Origin of the sequence: Pseudoflavonifractor sp. An176 (assembly GCF_002160435.1) — a bacterium.
Taxonomy (GTDB): Bacteria; Bacillota; Clostridia; order Oscillospirales; family Oscillospiraceae; genus Enterenecus; species Enterenecus faecium.
Genome location: NZ_NFKO01000012.1, coordinates 40,402 through 56,175, shown reverse-complemented (window position 1 = coordinate 56,175; position 15,774 = coordinate 40,402). Strand labels below are relative to the sequence as shown.

Here is a 15,774-nt window from a genome sequence, read left to right as displayed (position 1 = left end):
CAAGCCCCTCCCCTACACCCAACAACGCAAGAAATTCGGCAATGTTCAGGGGCTTTTTGCGCCCGGCCCCCGGCAACTGGGAACAGTTGCTGGCCAGGGTAAGGCCCTGAGAATAGAAGTACTATTGTACAGAGAAGTAAGCACGACCCACAGAATTTCCACGCTATCTATGTGACCCCACCGGGCCAAGGGCTGAAACAAGGAGAACGCAGGCACACCCAGTACCGCGGGGTGGATTCCACAAGGCGGGGGAAGGCCCCGCCTTTGGCGATTCTTTCCCCGATTTCTCATCGGGGAGAAATCGGGCCCAGCGGAGCGTCCCCGGCGGGGGCGCTGGTCTGCGCCAAGGAAATCGGAGAAGGACAAGCCCTCCTCAGCCAGGCGGCTATCCGCCTTCTTCCCCGAGGGAGGCTTTCCCCGCGGAGCGCCCCACTTGACAAAATCGAACAAATGTATTATCATACTCCTAGAACATTGGTTCGACAAATTTCGAGGAAGAGTCGTTTATGGGACTGTATTTGTGAGATACTGGACACAAATACAACAAGGAGGATTGTCTATGGAGACCACATTTTACACCGTACCTGCCCGGAGAGTGACCATGAGCAGCGTCGCCCCGGCCTATGAGAATGCCCCCACCCGGGAGCTGGTGTGTCTGTCCCGGCAAGCCCCCGCCCACGCTGGCAAGACCGGACAGATCATCGACTTTACCGCCTGGAAGCAGGACCACGACCTGGACGTGGACCAGCCCCAGGAGGTCCTGGAACCCCAGGCTCCCCGCCCCGCTGGCCGGGCCTCTGGGCTGTGGTGGCTCATACAGCACGGGGAGTGGGTGGCCACCCTGTCGGTGATCGGGGCCATGCTGCTGCTGAGCCTCCGCATTCTGGTGGCATAATCACCAAAGTTGACAGAAAATAAAAAAATCAGGAAAAATGCCTTTACAATTGGGGTATGATTATGATATGCTATTCGAGCATTTTGATGCACACCCGTCAGCTTAGTTTCGGGACATTGCCCGCTTGTTACGCGGGGGATTCACCCGCCCGATACTCAGCGTCCGGGCAGAATACAAGAAAGGTGGAAACTACCCATGATTCGTAAGGACCAGAAGACTGCCGTCATCGAGGCCAACCGCACCCACGAGACCGATACCGGTTCTCCCGAGGTTCAGATCGCCATCCTCACCGCCCGCATCCAGGAGCTCACCGAGCACCTGAAGGTGCACATCCACGACAACCACAGCCGTCGTGGCCTGCTGAAGATGGTCGGTAAGCGCCGCAAGATGCTGGACTACCTGGCTAAGAAGGACATCGAGCGTTACCGCGCTATCATTGCCAAGCTGGGCATCCGTAAGTAAGTTTTTTCAAATAGGGCGGCGTGAACCTCACGCCGCCCTTGCCTCTATTCCCCGCCATCTGCTGGAGCCTATCCTTTTAGCAGTTGAACATGGGTCTCACCAATAGGAGGGGCCTGTGTTCAAGTGCTAAAGTGTGATCGCTCCAGCTGGGCCCAAAGAAAAGGAGTGTATCAACCGATGTCTACCATCATCAAGCACAAGGAATTTGTCAACCACAAGGTGTATGAGACTGTGGTGGCTGGCCGTCCCCTGAAGATCGAAGTGGGCAAGATGGCCGAGCTGGCCAACGCTGCCGCCATGGTCACCTACGGTGAGACCAGCGTTCTGGTGGCTGTCACCGCCTCCCCCCGTCCCCGGGACGGCATCGACTTCTTCCCCCTGTCTGTGGACTTCGAGGAGAAGCTGTACGCCGTGGGCCGCATCCCCGGCTCCTTCATGCGCCGGGAGGGTCAGCCCTCCCTGCCCGCCGTGCTGGCCAGCCGTCTGATCGACCGGCCCATCCGCCCCCTGTTCCCCACCGACCTGCGCAACGACGTGGTGGTCACCTGCACCGTCATGAGCGTGGACTACGACTGCTCTCCTGAGGTCACCGCCATGATCGGCGTGTCCGCCTGCCTGTCCTACTCCGACATTCCCTGGAACGGCCCCATCGGCTGCATGGAAGTGGGCTATGTGGACGGCCAGATCGTCATGAACCCCACCCGTGAGCAGAAGCACGCCTCCCAGATGGACGTGACTGTGGCCGCCACCATGGACAAGGTGGTCATGATCGAGGCCGGCGCCAAGGAGATTCCCGACGAGATCATGTACGAGGGCATTGTCAAGGCCCACGAAGAAATCCGCCGTCAGGTGGAGTTCATCAACGGCATTGTGGCCGAGATCGGCAAGCCCAAGTTCGAGTATCAGCACGCCTCCTTCAACCAGGAGCTGTTTGACGATATCGTGGCCAACTTCATGGACGAGGCCAAGGCCGCCATGGACACCGACGACAAGAACGTCCGGGAGCAGCGCTGGAACGCCATGATCGACCACTGGCACGAGAAGTATCTGGAGACCTATCCCGATATGGACCAGTACCTGGAGGAGTTCACCTACAAGTTCCAGAAGAAGATCGTCAAGGCCTGGCTGCTGGAAGGCCACCGTGTGGATGGCCGTGCCAAGAACGAGATCCGTCCTCTGGCCGCCGAAGTGGGCGTTCTGCCCCGTGTCCACGGTTCCGGCCTGTTCACCCGTGGTCAGACTCAGGTGCTGTCCGTGTGTACCCTGAACACCCTGGCCGCCTCCCAGAAGCTGGACACCATCTGGGAAGAGGAAGAGAAGCGCTACATGCACCACTACAACTTCCCCGGCTACTCTGTGGGCGAGGCCCGCGGCGCCCGTTCCACCAACCGCCGCGAGAAGGGCCACGGTGCTCTGGCTGAGCGCGCTCTGGAGCCCGTGATTCCCAGCGTGGAGGAGTTCCCCTACGCCATCCGTGTGGTCAGCGAGGTGCTGTCCTCCAACGGCTCCACCTCTCAGGGCTCCATCTGCGGCTCCACTCTGGCTCTGATGGACGCCGGCGTGCCCATCAAGACCCCCGTGGCCGGCATCTCCTGCGGCCTGATTCAGGACGACGACGGCTCCTTCACCACCTTCATCGACATCCAGGGCGTGGAGGACTTCCACGGCGAGATGGACTTCAAGGTGGCCGGTACCAAGAAGGGCATCACCGCCATCCAGATGGACCTGAAGAACGACGGTCTGTCCCACGCCATCATCAAGGAGGCCCTGGAGATCACCCGGGACGCCCGTTTCGCCATCCTGGACGAGATCATGCTGCCCTGCATCTCTGAGCCCCGCGCTGAGGTCAGCGAGAACGCCCCCAAGATGATCAAGATGAAGATCGACGCTGACAAGATTCGTGAGGTCATCGGTTCCGGCGGTAAGGTCATCCAGAAGATCTGTGCCGACACCGGCGCCAAGATCGACATCGAGGACGACGGCACCATCTTCATTGCCGGTGTGGACAAGGCTTCCTGCGAGGCCGCCAAGAAGACCATCGAGACCATCGTGTTCGTCCCCGAGGTGGGTGCTCTGTACTACGGCAAGGTGGTGCGCATCCTCCAGTTCGGCGCCTTCGTGGAGCTGGCTCCCGGCAAGGACGGCATGGTGCACATCTCCAAGCTGGCCAACCGCCGCGTGGAGAAGGTGGAGGACGTGGTGAACATCGGCGACATGATCTGGGTCAAGGTCACTGACATTGACGAGAAGGGCCGTGTGAACCTGTCCTACAAGGACGCTCTGCGGGAAATCGAGGCCAAGAAGGCCGCTGGCGAGCCCATTAAATAAAAAATTCCAAGGCGCTGTGGAGCAATTTCCACAGCGCCTTGAAATTTTTGAATGAATAACGAAGAATGAAAAATGAAGAATGCAGGCCCTTTAGCGTCTGCCAATCCCAGGCCCTTCCTCTGGGATGGAGCCATACGCCCATTCTTCGGTCTCTGCCTCAGATTAGAATCCGTGCCGCTTGCGGCACACCACAATTATTCATGATTCATTTATCATTATTCATTCCTCTGCGCTGGGCGCAGAGGAAAAATTTTTCTCCCCGAAATCTGCTGACAACGACACCCCGGTTTGCTATACTAGAGGTGGAAAGATGTCAACCCTGTGTTTATAGAGATAGGAGGTTTTTTCCTATGTGGATATCACCCCACGCAGAGGAGTTTTTCGGGTGCCTGGCTCCTCTGCTGGCCTCCAAGGAGGTCAATGCCATGCGGCAATGGCGGCACCACTTCTCCGTGACCTGCTATGAGCACTCCCTCTTTGTGGCCTACATGGCCTACCGCATCGCCCAGCGCTTCGGCTGGGACTGCCGGGCCGCCGCCCGGGCGGGACTGCTCCACGACCTGTACCTCTATGACCCCGCAGACCGCAACGCCCATCCCGGCAACCAGTGCCTGGACCACCCCGTGTTTGCCCTGCGCAATGCCCGGGCCCTGTGCCCCGACCTCAGCGACCGAGAGGCCAACGCCATCGTCTCCCACATGTTCCCCCTGGCGGTGCATCTGCCCCGCTCTCGGGTGGCCATTGCGGTAAACCTGGCGGATAAGCTGTGCGCCACCATCGAAGTGGCCCAGCTGTATCGCATCATTCCCCTGCGCCGTCGGCTGATGGCCCGGGTGGGTTGCTGCTGAGTTTTCCAGAAACTGTATTTTATCTGTGTTAAATTTTCCCCGGTCTGTTGCCCATTTCACAGGCCGGGGGGAAATTTGTATGCTTCTTTTGTGTAGAAGGAAGGATTTTGGACAAATTTCAATTTCCCTCTTCAAAAACCGGTGGATTCTGATATAATATTTTAGATGCATTTTGTCAGCGATTGTGGTGGGCGGGCAACGCCCCGTCCCGGCACTGGATGCCCCTACCATACATCACACACAGAGAGGAAGTACAACAATGATTTCTCACGGTAAAGATCTGAAAATCTTCTCCGGAAGCTCAAACCGTGCTCTGGCCGAGGCCATCTGCCAGGACCTGAGCATTCCCCTGGGCAGTGCCGAGGTGGGCGCCTTCTCCGATGGAGAGAACTTTGTCTCCATTCATGAGACCGTCCGTGGCTCCGACGTGTTCGTGGTTCAGTCCACCAGCTCCCCCGTCAATGACAACCTGATGGAGCTGCTGATCATGATCGACGCTCTCAAGCGCGCCTCTGCCGGCCGCATCACCGCCGTCATCCCCTACTTTGGCTACGCCCGTCAGGATCGTAAGACCAAGCCCCGTGACCCCATTTCCGCCAAGCTGGTGGCCAACCTGATCACCCGGGCCGGCGCCGACCGTGTGCTGACCATGGACCTGCACGCCAACCAGATTCAGGGCTTCTTTGACATCCCCGTGGACAATCTGCTGGGCTCTCCTGTGTTTGTGGACCACTTCCTGCGCCGCTTCGCCGCCGTCCACGACGAGACCATGGTGGTCTCCCCCGACGTGGGCTCTGTGGCCCGTGCCCGTGCCTTCGCGCAGAAGCTGGACATGCCCATGGCCATTGTGGACAAGCGCCGTCAGAAGGCCAACTCCTCCGAGGTGATGAACATCATCGGCGAGGTGAAGGACAAGCACGTCATCCTGCTGGACGACATGGTGGACACCGGCGGATCTCTGTGCCACGCCGCCCAGGCTCTGGTGGACATTGGCGGCGCCAAGTCCGTCACCGCTGCCGCCTCTCACGGCGTGCTCTCCGGCCCTGCCATTGAGCGCATCAATGCCTCTGTGCTGGACGAGGTGCTGTTCCTGGACACCATCCAGCCCCGGGAGGACATCGCCGAGGTGTGCCCCAAGATCAAGTATCTGTCCGTGGCTCACATGTTCGCCGAGGCCATTGCCCGCATCTACGAGGAGCGGTCTGTGTCCAAGCTGTTCCAGTAATCACGCTCATTTGGGGGCTGTTGCAGGCTGTGCCTGCAACAGCCCTTTTTCTTCTCTTTTGGGAAAGAGGGTTTGACCCTCTATCGGTTTCCCTGTTCCGGCTTGCCAGCCTGGTGGGGACGCTACCCGCTGGGGGTTCCTTTCTGCTGCCAGAAAGGAACCAAAGACCACCAAAGGCGGGGCCTTCCCCCGCCTTGTGGAATCCACCCCGCGGTACTGGATGGAGTGTGCACCTTTCTCTTTTCGGCCCTTGGACTGGTGGGGTCACATAGATGGCATGGCAATTCTTTTGTGAGTGCCAGCTTCTACGACAAATAATACTCCTATCCCCAGGGCCTAACCTTGGTATGCAACTGTTCCCAGTTGCCGGAAGCCAGGCTCCCGGCGGCGGGAACGCCGCTGCACCAAGGTAGGCCCGGATGTGAAAATCGCCCGGCCATAGGGCCAGCTACCCAGGGCAGCCTGGTGTGGTGGCAGTGACAGGGGCCACAGCAAGGGTGACGGGCCGAACACCAGCTTGACGCATTCCCAGCCTGGTACCCCAGGGGGGTACTTAGGGGGGAACGCCCTAAGCGATTCTTTCCCCGATTTCTCATCGTGGAGAAATCGGGCCCAGCGGAGCGTCCCCGGCTGGGGCGCTGGTCTCCGCCTGACAAATCGGAGAAGGACCCTTCTCCAAAAATGAAATAAGAAGGAGTTTTCCCCATGTTTTTTGGTAAAAAGCTGCCGGTGACCTGGCTGGTGGTGGGTCTGGGCAACCCCGGCGACAAATACGAAAACACCCGGCACAACGCCGGGTTTATGGCCATTGACCAGCTGGCCGACCGGGGAGACTTCCCGGTGCAGCGTCTGAAATTCCACGCCCTCACCCACCAGGCCACCATCTCCGGCCAGGGGGTGCTGGTGATGAAGCCCACCACCTACATGAACCTGTCCGGTGACGCGGTGGCGGAGGCCGCCGCCTTCTATAAAGTGTCCGAGGAGCATATTCTGGTGCTGTGTGACGACGTGTCCCTGCCGGTGGGTAAGCTGCGCATCCGCACCAGTGGCTCCGCCGGAGGCCACAACGGCCTGAAGAGCATTATCCAGCGCCTGGGCACCGACAAATTCCCCCGGGTGAAGATTGGCGTGGGGGGCAAGCCCCACCCTGACTACGACATGGCCGACTGGGTGCTGGGCAAGTTTGTGGGCCCGGACAAGACCGCCATGGACGAGGCCACCCTGCGGGCGGCCCAAGCGGTGGAGTGCTATCTCAAGGACGGGCCCCAGAAGGCCATGAATCAGTTCAACTAACTTTGGTGGAAAAAGGAGCCGCTATGAAGGAATTACTCCACATTCTCCAACAAGTGCCCCAGTTTCCCGCCCTGGTGCAGGCCCTGGAGACGGGCCAGTCCCCGGCGGCGGTGTCGGGGCTGTCCCGCATCCACCGGGCCCACTTTGCCGCCGGACTGGGCACCGCCCTGGACCGCCCGGTGGTGATGGTGTGCGCCGACGAGGACGAGGCCCAGGCCCTGGGCCGGGACATCACCGCCTTCACCGGCTGGAGCGTGACCCTGATTGGAAGCCGGGAATTCAACTTCTACAACGGCGCTGTGGCCTCCCACCAGGGGGAACACAGCCGCCTGGCCGCCTTCTACGCCATGGCCCAGGGGGAGTGCAAGGTCATCACCGCCACGGTGGAGGGCCTGCTACAGCGCACCCTCTCCCCTGAGGAGCTTCTGGAACATGTGGTGACCATCTGCTCCGGCGGCTCCTATGACCCCACCCAGCTGGCCGACGCCCTGTCTGCCCTGGGCTACACCCGGTGCGACCAGGTGGAGGGCGTGGGCCAGTTTGCCCTGCGTGGCGGCATTCTGGACGTGTTCTCCCCCGCCCAGGACCACCCGGTGCGGGTGGAGTTCTGGGACACCGACGTGGACTCCATGGGCCTGTTTGACCCCGCCACCCAGCGCCGGGTGGGCCATCTGGACAAGGCGGTGTTCCTCCCGGTGCGGGAGGTGCTGCCCCAGCGGCAGGAAGACGGGACCTGGCAGCAGGTGCCCGACCATCAGCTGCCCCAGCGCTATCCCGTGGCCCACACCGCCGTCCACCACCTGCCCCCCGACGCTGTGGTCTGCCTGTCCGAGTCCACCCGGGTCTCCGAACGGGGGAAAAACTGGCTGTGGCAGCTGGACGAGGACCTGAAAACCCTGGTGGAGAGCGGGGTGCAGTTGGGCAAACACGCCACCTTCGCCCTCACCTTCCCCCAGCTCATGGAGGAGCTCCAGCAGTTCCCCCTGTGCTTTTTGGACTCCTTCTCCACCTCCACCCTGCCCCTGCCTCCCAAGGCCCTGTTCAACGCCCAGGGCCGCCAGCTGTCCACCTTCGGGGCCAATCTGGACTCCGCCGCCGCCGACCTCACCCAACTGCAAAGCGCCAAGACGGGCACGGTGGTGCTGGTGGGCAGCGAGCAGCAGGCCCTGAATTTACAGGCTCTGCTGCGGGAGAAGAAAATCCGCTCTGCGGTGGACTTCCAGCTCCACGAGCTGCCCGCCCCCGGAGGCATCACCATCGCCGTGGGGGGGCTGTCCGCCGGCTTTGACTACATCGGCTGCCCCTTTGCGGTGCTCACCCAGGGCCAGAGCCAGGGCAAGCGAAAGGGAAAACGGCTGAAACACGCCGCCGACCGCCGCCGGGTGGACTCCTTCACCGACCTGACCCCCGGCGACCTGGTGGTCCACGAGCACCACGGCATTGGCCGCTTTGTGGGCATGACCAAAATGAAAGTGGACGGCATCGACAAGGACTACATCAAGCTGGCCTATGCCGGAACCGACACCCTCTACCTCCCCGCCACCCAGCTGGACTCCATCTCCAAGTATATCGGCGGCGGAGACGACACCCAGCACAAAAAGCTGTCCAAACTAGGCGGCACCGAGTGGGAACGGGCCAAATCCCGCACCCGGGCCGCGGTCAAGGACCTGGCCAAGGGGCTCATTCAGCTCTACGCCCAGCGGCAGCGGCAACCGGGGTATGCCTTTGCCCCGGATTCCGCCTGGCAGCGGGAATTTGAGGACGACTTCCCCTACCAGGAGACGGAGGACCAGCTGCGCTCCATCGCCGAGATCAAAAAGGACATGGAGGCCCCCCGGCCCATGGACCGCCTGCTGTGCGGGGACGTGGGTTATGGTAAAACCGAGGTGGCCCTGCGGGCCATCATGAAGTGCGTGCTGGACGGCAAGCAGGCGGCCATTCTGGTGCCCACCACCGTGCTGGCCCGGCAGCACTACCTCACCGCCAAGGCCCGGTTTGCCAAGTACCCGGTGGAGATTGAGGTGGTGTCCCGATTCCGCACCCAAACCCAGATGAAAAATGCCCTCATGGGGGTGGAGGACGGCTCGGTGGACATTCTCATCGGCACCCACCGCCTGCTGCAAAAGGACGTGCACTTTAAAAACCTGGGTCTGCTGGTGGTGGACGAGGAGCAGCGGTTTGGGGTGACCCACAAGGAGCGGCTGAAAGAGCTGGCCCGGCAGGTGGACGTGCTCACCCTCTCCGCCACCCCCATTCCCCGTACCCTCAACATGGCCCTGTCCGGCATCCGGGACATGTCCGCCATTGAGGAGCCCCCCTCCAACCGCCAGCCCGTGCAGACCTACGTGCTGGAGCACAACTGGTCGGTGCTGGCCGACGCCATGCGCCGGGAGCTGGAGCGTGGCGGCCAGGTGTACTACCTCCACAACCGGGTGGACACCATCCACGCCACGGCGGTGAAAATTCAGGATATGTTGGGCGAGGATGTCACTGTGGCGGTGGGCCACGGCAAGATGAGCCAGGAAGAGCTGTCCGATGTGATGACCCGCATGGGGGACGGCGAGGTGGACGTGCTGGTGTGCACTACCATCATCGAGACGGGCATTGACATTGCCAACGCCAACACCCTCATCATTGAGGACGCCGACAAGTTAGGGCTGGCCCAGCTCCACCAGATTCGAGGCCGGGTGGGCCGCTCCACCCGCAAGGCCTACGCCTATATGACCTACCGCACGGGGAAGGTGCTCAGCGAGATTGCCACCAAGCGGCTGTCCGCCATCCGGGAATATGCGGAGTTTGGCTCCGGCTTCCGCATTGCCATGCGGGACTTGGAGATTCGAGGGGCAGGCAACCTGTTGGGCCCCGAGCAGTCCGGCTTCCTCATGAGCGTTGGCTATGATTTGTATCTAAAACTGCTGGAAGAGGCGGTTTTGGCGGAAAAGGGAGAGGTTCCGGTGCAGGTGCGGGAGTGCACCGCCGACCTGTCCGTGCCCGCCTCCATCCCCGAGCGGTATGTGCCGTCGGCCCAGCAGCGCATGGACCTGTATCGCCGCATTGCCCGCATCCGCACCGAGGAGGACGGGGACGACGTCACCGACGAGCTCATTGACCGCTTTGGTGACCCGCCCCGTGGGGTCAACAACCTCATTTCCATTGCCCTGCTGCGCTCCCAGGCCGCCAAGTGCGGCATGGTGGATATCTCCCAGAAGGGGGCCACCCTGCGGTTTACCCTGGAGGAATTTGACCTCCAGGCCATCGCCAACCTGGGGGGCCAGTACCCCGCCCGGCTGCTGTTCACGCCGGGGCAGGACAAGGGCCTGCTGACCTTGAAGCTGAAACAGGGGGAGGACCCGCTGCGGGTGGCGCAGCAGCTGGTGGAGAAGTACACCGCTCCATTGCCCCAAAAAGAAGCATAAAGAACCCGGCGGGGATGATTTTCACATCATCCCCGCCGGGTTGTTATTTTTGGTGTTTTCTCAGCGCTGTTCCCGCTTCTTGCGCTCTGCGGTCACCAGGGCCAAGCCGCCGCAGGCGGTGAGGGCCACCACGGCAAAGGCCAGCAGATTGGCCTGGTCTCCGGTCTGGGGCACATCCTCCCCGTCCGGGGTCTGGCTGGGCTGGGCACTGGGCTGCTCGCTGGGCTCCTGGCTGGGCTGGGGCGTGGGCAGCTCGGGCAGTCGCTCCAGGGCGGCCAGCAGCGCCTCTGCCAGCTCATCCACCATGGCCTGGTCCTCCTGGGTCAGGCTGGTGTCGCCCAGGACCTGATAGGCCTGCTCCAGCAGCTGGTGGAGCTCCTGGAGGTCCTCCTGGTCATAGCCGCTGAGGTCCTGGCCCTCCACCTGGTCCACGGCAGCCTGAAGGCCGCTCAGGTCCACCTTGTCCTCCACCGGAATCTTGGCAAACTCCACCTGGATGGTGTGGTTGGCCTTCACATCGGTGAAGGTGTAGCGATGATCCTCCAGCTGGACGGCCTGGCCGTCCACCAGCACCTGGGCCACCTGATAGCCTGGCTCACAGGTGATGGTGTAGGTGATGCTCTGGCCCTCTACCACCTGGGTCTGGCCGGGGTTGCTGATGGAGCCGCCCACTCCAGCAGTGGCCTCAATGGTGTAGGTCACCGGCTCCGGCTGGGCCTCGGTGACAAACTCCTGCACCTGGGTGGTGGTGATGCCGTACTGGTCGTTGGTGACCCGGGCATACCAGCCGTACTGGGTCTCGGGCTGGAGGCCCTGCCAGGTGTGCTCCACGTCCCCGGTGCTCTGGGGATAGCTGGCGATGACCTGCTGGGTCTGCAGGTCCACGGTGAGGCGGTCGGTGGTCAAGGTCTTGTCGCTGGTGTCGAAGTCCACGTCCAGCTCGCTGATGTCGATATTCACCGCTCGGGTGCCCTCGCCGTAGCTGTCCAGCTTGGGGGTGTCGTAGTAGTTGAAGTCATCCCGGTAGGGAGAGTAGGAATTGAGGTAGATCTTGTCGTTTTTCAGGTCGAAGTACAGGAACTTGATGTACTCAGAGCCGCCCTCGGGGTCGGACTGGTAGTCGGTACAGATCTGGTACACCGTGCGCTCCTTGATGCCGTCCCCGTTGTCGTCGAAGCAATCGGTCTGGATGCTGGCCCCGTGATAGTGGCCGTTGAGCACCGCAATGACGTTGGGGTTCTGGGCCACCACCTGGTCCTGGAGCAGCTTTCCGGTGTAGTCCAGCAGGCTGTCCGCCTCCTTGACGTTGGTGTAGCGGTGGAGGGCGATGATGGCCTTGCGGTCGGAATACTGCTGGAGCACCTGGTTCATCCACTCAATTTCCTCGGTGTAGATGTCCCAACTCATGTAAAGGATGATGAGGTCCTGGCCGTTCTCGGTGAGCAGGTCATAGTGGCCCAGGTTGTTCTGGTAGGAGCCGCCATAGGTCTCCTGGTCGGCAAAGCGGTCCTCGCCGAAGTAGGTCCAGTAGTTGCCGTACCCCTCGGCGCCGGCGTACACGTCGTGGTTGCCGCCCAGCACGCCGTAGGGCATGCCCGCCTCGTCGAAGATCTGCATGGCCTCATCGGCGTTTTTCCACTGGCCCACCATGTCCACATCGTCCACAATGTCGCCGGTGTGGAGCACATAGCGGATTTTCCACTCCTGGGCGTTGTCCACAATCCACTGGTTCATGTTGGTGTAGTGGTAGGGGAAGCTCTCAGCATAGTACTGGGTGTCGGTCTCCCAGGCCAGGGCGAAGTCGTACTGCTCCGGCCGTCCGGTGCCGTCCCACTCAGACAGGCTCTGGGCCTCCAGGGCGGTGGCGGTGGAGATCTCCGGCTCCACACCCTGGGTGGCGCACTGCACCAGCAGCACGGCCTGGCCGTCCATCACATGGTCCTGGGCGGCAACGGACTTGGAAATGGTGCCGTCTGCTCCGGCCTGGCCCACCTGGTCCCAGCTCTGGGTAGTGTAGTTGTAGATGTACATGGTCACCGGGTGGGTCTGGTCGGCGTGGCTGGCGCTGCCGCTCCACTCCACGGCGAGGGTGTCGTCTGCAGCGGTGTCTCCGGTTTGGATGGTAAACAGCTGATAGGGGAAGGTGCCGTTGCCCTCGGGGTCGCCGTCGGCCACGGCAATGCTGCCATCCTCCAGGGAGAAGTTCTTACCCTCCAGGAAGGTCACGTCTGCCACCTGCTGGTCCAGCCAGACGCTGAGCTGGGCGGTGGTGGCGGTGATGCCGTCGTTGTTGGTGTCCGAGACGCTGGGGTCCACCTCCTGGGTGGTGAAGGTCACCTCAGCGGTGGACACATTGCCCGCCAGGTCCGAGGCCACCACCTTCAAGGTGTGCTCGCCCACGCTCAGCTCCCGGGGCACCAGGGTGGTGGGCAGGGTCAGGGGCTGGCCGTCCAGGCTCACCGCCAGGTGCTCCACCCCGTTGGCGTCGCTGGCCACAGTGCCCTCCTCCAGCCGCAGGGGCTGGTAGAGGACGCTGCCCTGGGCCACACCCAGGTCAAGGGCGGGAGCGGTGTTGTCCACCACCACGTTGGCGGTGGTCTGCTTGTCCCCAGAGGTGGCCACAATCTGGTGCACGCCGTCGGTGAGGGCGGTGGTGTCCAGCTGGGCGCCCACGGCGTTGACCTCAGCGGCGGGGATGCGGAAGGTGGCGTTGAGATAGGGCACCATGCCGGAGCTGTCGCCGATGGTGTGCCAGGCGTCCAGCTCGGTGCTGGGGTTGGTCTTGTCGTTGTCGGGTCCGATCTCCACCGGCAGGTAGCTGTTGCCGTTGGCCAGCACCAGCTGGAGGCCGGAGACCTCAAAGTCCTCGTGGTTCTCGTTTTTCACCACGTCGTAGATCTCCTCAAAGGGGGTACCGCTGTCGCCAGCCCAGATGGTGAGGGTCACGTCATAGGTCTGGGTCTCGGCGTTGTAGGTGAAATACTTGTTGTCCACGTGGATGGCCCGGGACAGGGGCAGCTCACACCAGGGGCTGAGAATGGTGATGATGTCCCGGCTGTCGTCGCCATAGGGGGCCGTCACCGCATTCTTGAAGTAGTTGTTCATGCCGCTGGTCTTGACCATGAAGTAGGCCCCGTCCTCCAGCACCATCTGGGTGTCCACCTCAGTGCCATCCACGGAAATGGTGGTGTTGGCGTTGTCTCCGCCGTCGTTGGCGGTGACGGTGCTCACCCCGGACAGCAGGGTGTCGTCGGCCACATTCAGCCGCACGCTGTCCCCGGTGTCGTTGAGGCGCTCAATGGCCACCGTCTCCTCCGCCGTCTCGCTCATGCCGTACAGGGTGTAGGCCCGGACCTTAAAGGTGACCGAGTCATGTCCAAAGAGCACGTCGGCGGGAATCTGCATCAGGAAGTGGCCCAGACGCCACTGGGTGGTCTGCTTGATGCTGGTCCACTGGGTATCGTCGTCCAGCTTGTAGAGAATTTCCGTGCCAATGAGGTAGGGCCGGTTCTTCAGCGCTTCGCTGCCACAGTGGTAGTCCCCCTCAAAGGCGTCCAGGCGGTCATCCCCGGTGGCGCCCACGAGCAGGTCCACGTCATACATCACCTTCAGCCAGTCCCCCTCCTGGATGGACGCGGGCACAGGCAGCCCCTCGCTCTCACACACGTTCAGGGTGGGAGCCTTGCCGTCATCGGCGGGGTAGTTGGGATAGCCCTGGAAGGGGAGCAGCTGGTCCAGCACCTGCCAGGGCTCTACCTGGCCCGGGGTGGCCTGGGAGACGGTGGCGGGAATGGAGGCGTTTTCCTCGCTGCTGCCGTGGGGGCAGGCATATTGCAGGGCGGTGCGGGCCGAGGAGAACTGGTCCGAGGCGGTGTTAAACCCTGCCACGGTGAAGGCGTCCTCCTCCGAGGTGCCCAGGCGAATCCACCGGGGGGCGCTGCCGTGGAGGCCGGAATAGTTGACCTGCACGATGTCCTTGCCCAGCTCCAGGTCGGTGCCGTAGAAGTTGTTAAACTGCTCCACGGTGGTGCCGTTGCTGGTCAGCCAGTACACCATGGTCTGGCCGGGCTGAATGGTGGTGGTGAAATCCCCCACCGTCCAGGTCTTGCCGGACTGGGCGGCGGTGCGGGTGGGGTAGTCGTAGTAGTACAGCACCTTGTAGTAGCCCAGATTGATGGGCTTGTCGGTCTGGTTGTACACCTCAAAGTAGGAGTACTGGCCGCCGTCGGGGGAGCCGGGATTGGCCGCCACCTCGGTGACCACCAGGGGGGCCGCCTGGGTGTCCTGGGGCACCACGGGGCTTACGTTGGTGGTCTGCTCCTGGGTCTGGGCGGACTTGCCGGGGCCGTAGCTGGCGGTGACATACCACTGCACCTGGTCGGCGTAGATCAGCTCGGCAGGGACCTGGCCCACAAAGCTCTGCCCATCTCCGGTGGCGGTCATGTCCACTTCCTTGTAGTTGGTGTAGGCGGTCTCCTGCTGCCCTGCCATCTGGCGGTAGTGGAGGGTCACTTTCATGGCAGAGGGGGTGCCCTCATAGGGGATCTGGGCGGTGACCGTCAGGCCGTCGCCGCCCACACCCTGGACGCTTGCAATGTCCGGCACCTGCTCCACCACGTGCACCTTCTCCGGGGGCACCTGCTCCGGGGAGACGCTGCCGGGGGTGGCGTCGGCCACGCCCAGGTTGGTGCACTCCCGGCCGGCGCCGGAGTAGCCGTACTGGATGGCCTGCTTGTCCGGGTTGCCCGTGGCGATCTCGTCGCCGTGGGCGTTGGACCAGGCGGAGACGAGGATGGAATCCTCATCCTTGCCCAGGAAATAGCCACGCTTGGCGCTGTTGTGGATGCCGCTGTAGGGAATGCGCACGATGTCCACATTCTCCACCAAATCGGTGCCATAGAACTGGTTGAACTCCTTCACCGTGCGGCCGCTGGTGCCCTCGCTCTGCCACAGCACCATGGTCTTCCCCGGCTGGATGTACAGATCCTGGCCCTGGGAGCCCCAATCGGCGGGCTTGAACACCTTGCCCGTGCCCAGACCAGCCTCATAGGCGTAGTAGAAGGTATACTCGCTGAGGTTGATGGCCTCATCGGAGTTGTTGTACACCTCGGTGTAGGTGTAGCGCTTGCCTGAGGCCTGGTCGGTGGAGACCTCGGTAATCAACAGTGGCGGGGCCTGGGTCCAGTCCACAGCCTCTGCCCCGGCCTGAGCCTGGGGTGTCTGGGCAAAGCCCGGGACGGCCTGGGACAGTGCCATGGAGGCGGCCAGAATGGACGCAGCCACAGCTCGCATGTTCGTTCTTGACAT

Annotated in this window: 8 protein-coding genes; 7 read left to right on the top strand and 1 reads right to left on the bottom strand. The window is 62.2% G+C overall.

Annotation, left to right across the window (positions count from 1 at the left end):
• The first annotated feature begins 559 nt into the window (after positions 1-559).
• The 7 genes from B5F12_RS07070 to mfd all read left to right on the top strand — a co-directional run bounded on the left by B5F12_RS07070 (position 560) and on the right by mfd (position 10,467).
• Positions 560-895 carry a hypothetical protein gene (locus B5F12_RS07070; RefSeq protein ID WP_087232408.1) on the top strand — a complete coding sequence of 112 codons (336 nt, stop codon included), beginning with the start codon at positions 560-562 and terminating at the stop codon, positions 893-895.
• Positions 896-1,090: 195 nt separating this feature from the next.
• A complete protein-coding gene (rpsO, locus tag B5F12_RS07065; protein WP_087232405.1) occupies positions 1,091-1,357 on the top strand; it encodes a 30S ribosomal protein S15 in 267 nt (88 codons plus the stop codon).
• 177 nt (positions 1,358-1,534) lie between these two features.
• Positions 1,535-3,685 (top strand): polyribonucleotide nucleotidyltransferase, encoded by a 2,151-nt coding sequence (locus B5F12_RS07060; RefSeq protein ID WP_087232402.1) that lies wholly within the window; start codon positions 1,535-1,537, stop codon positions 3,683-3,685.
• 350 nt (positions 3,686-4,035) lie between these two features.
• On the top strand, positions 4,036-4,533 hold the full coding sequence (locus tag B5F12_RS07055; protein WP_087232399.1) for an HD domain-containing protein: 498 nt from the start codon (positions 4,036-4,038) through the stop codon (positions 4,531-4,533).
• 259 nt (positions 4,534-4,792) lie between these two features.
• A complete protein-coding gene (locus B5F12_RS07050; protein WP_087232396.1) occupies positions 4,793-5,758 on the top strand; it encodes a ribose-phosphate pyrophosphokinase in 966 nt (321 codons plus the stop codon).
• Between the two features lie 705 nt (positions 5,759-6,463).
• Entirely contained in the window at positions 6,464-7,051 is a 588-nt protein-coding gene (pth, locus tag B5F12_RS07045) for an aminoacyl-tRNA hydrolase (protein ID WP_087232393.1), read from the top strand.
• 23 nt (positions 7,052-7,074) lie between these two features.
• Positions 7,075-10,467: a transcription-repair coupling factor gene (gene mfd, locus B5F12_RS07040; protein WP_087232390.1), complete on the top strand. Its 3,393-nt coding sequence runs from the start codon at positions 7,075-7,077 to the stop codon at positions 10,465-10,467.
• Positions 10,468-10,527: 60 nt separating this feature from the next.
• Here the strand turns inward: mfd and B5F12_RS07035 are convergent, their stop codons facing one another.
• The gene (locus B5F12_RS07035) at positions 10,528-15,774 is read right to left on the bottom strand and encodes a metallophosphoesterase (RefSeq protein WP_087232387.1); all 5,247 of its coding nucleotides are present in this window, start codon (positions 15,772-15,774) and stop codon (positions 10,528-10,530) included.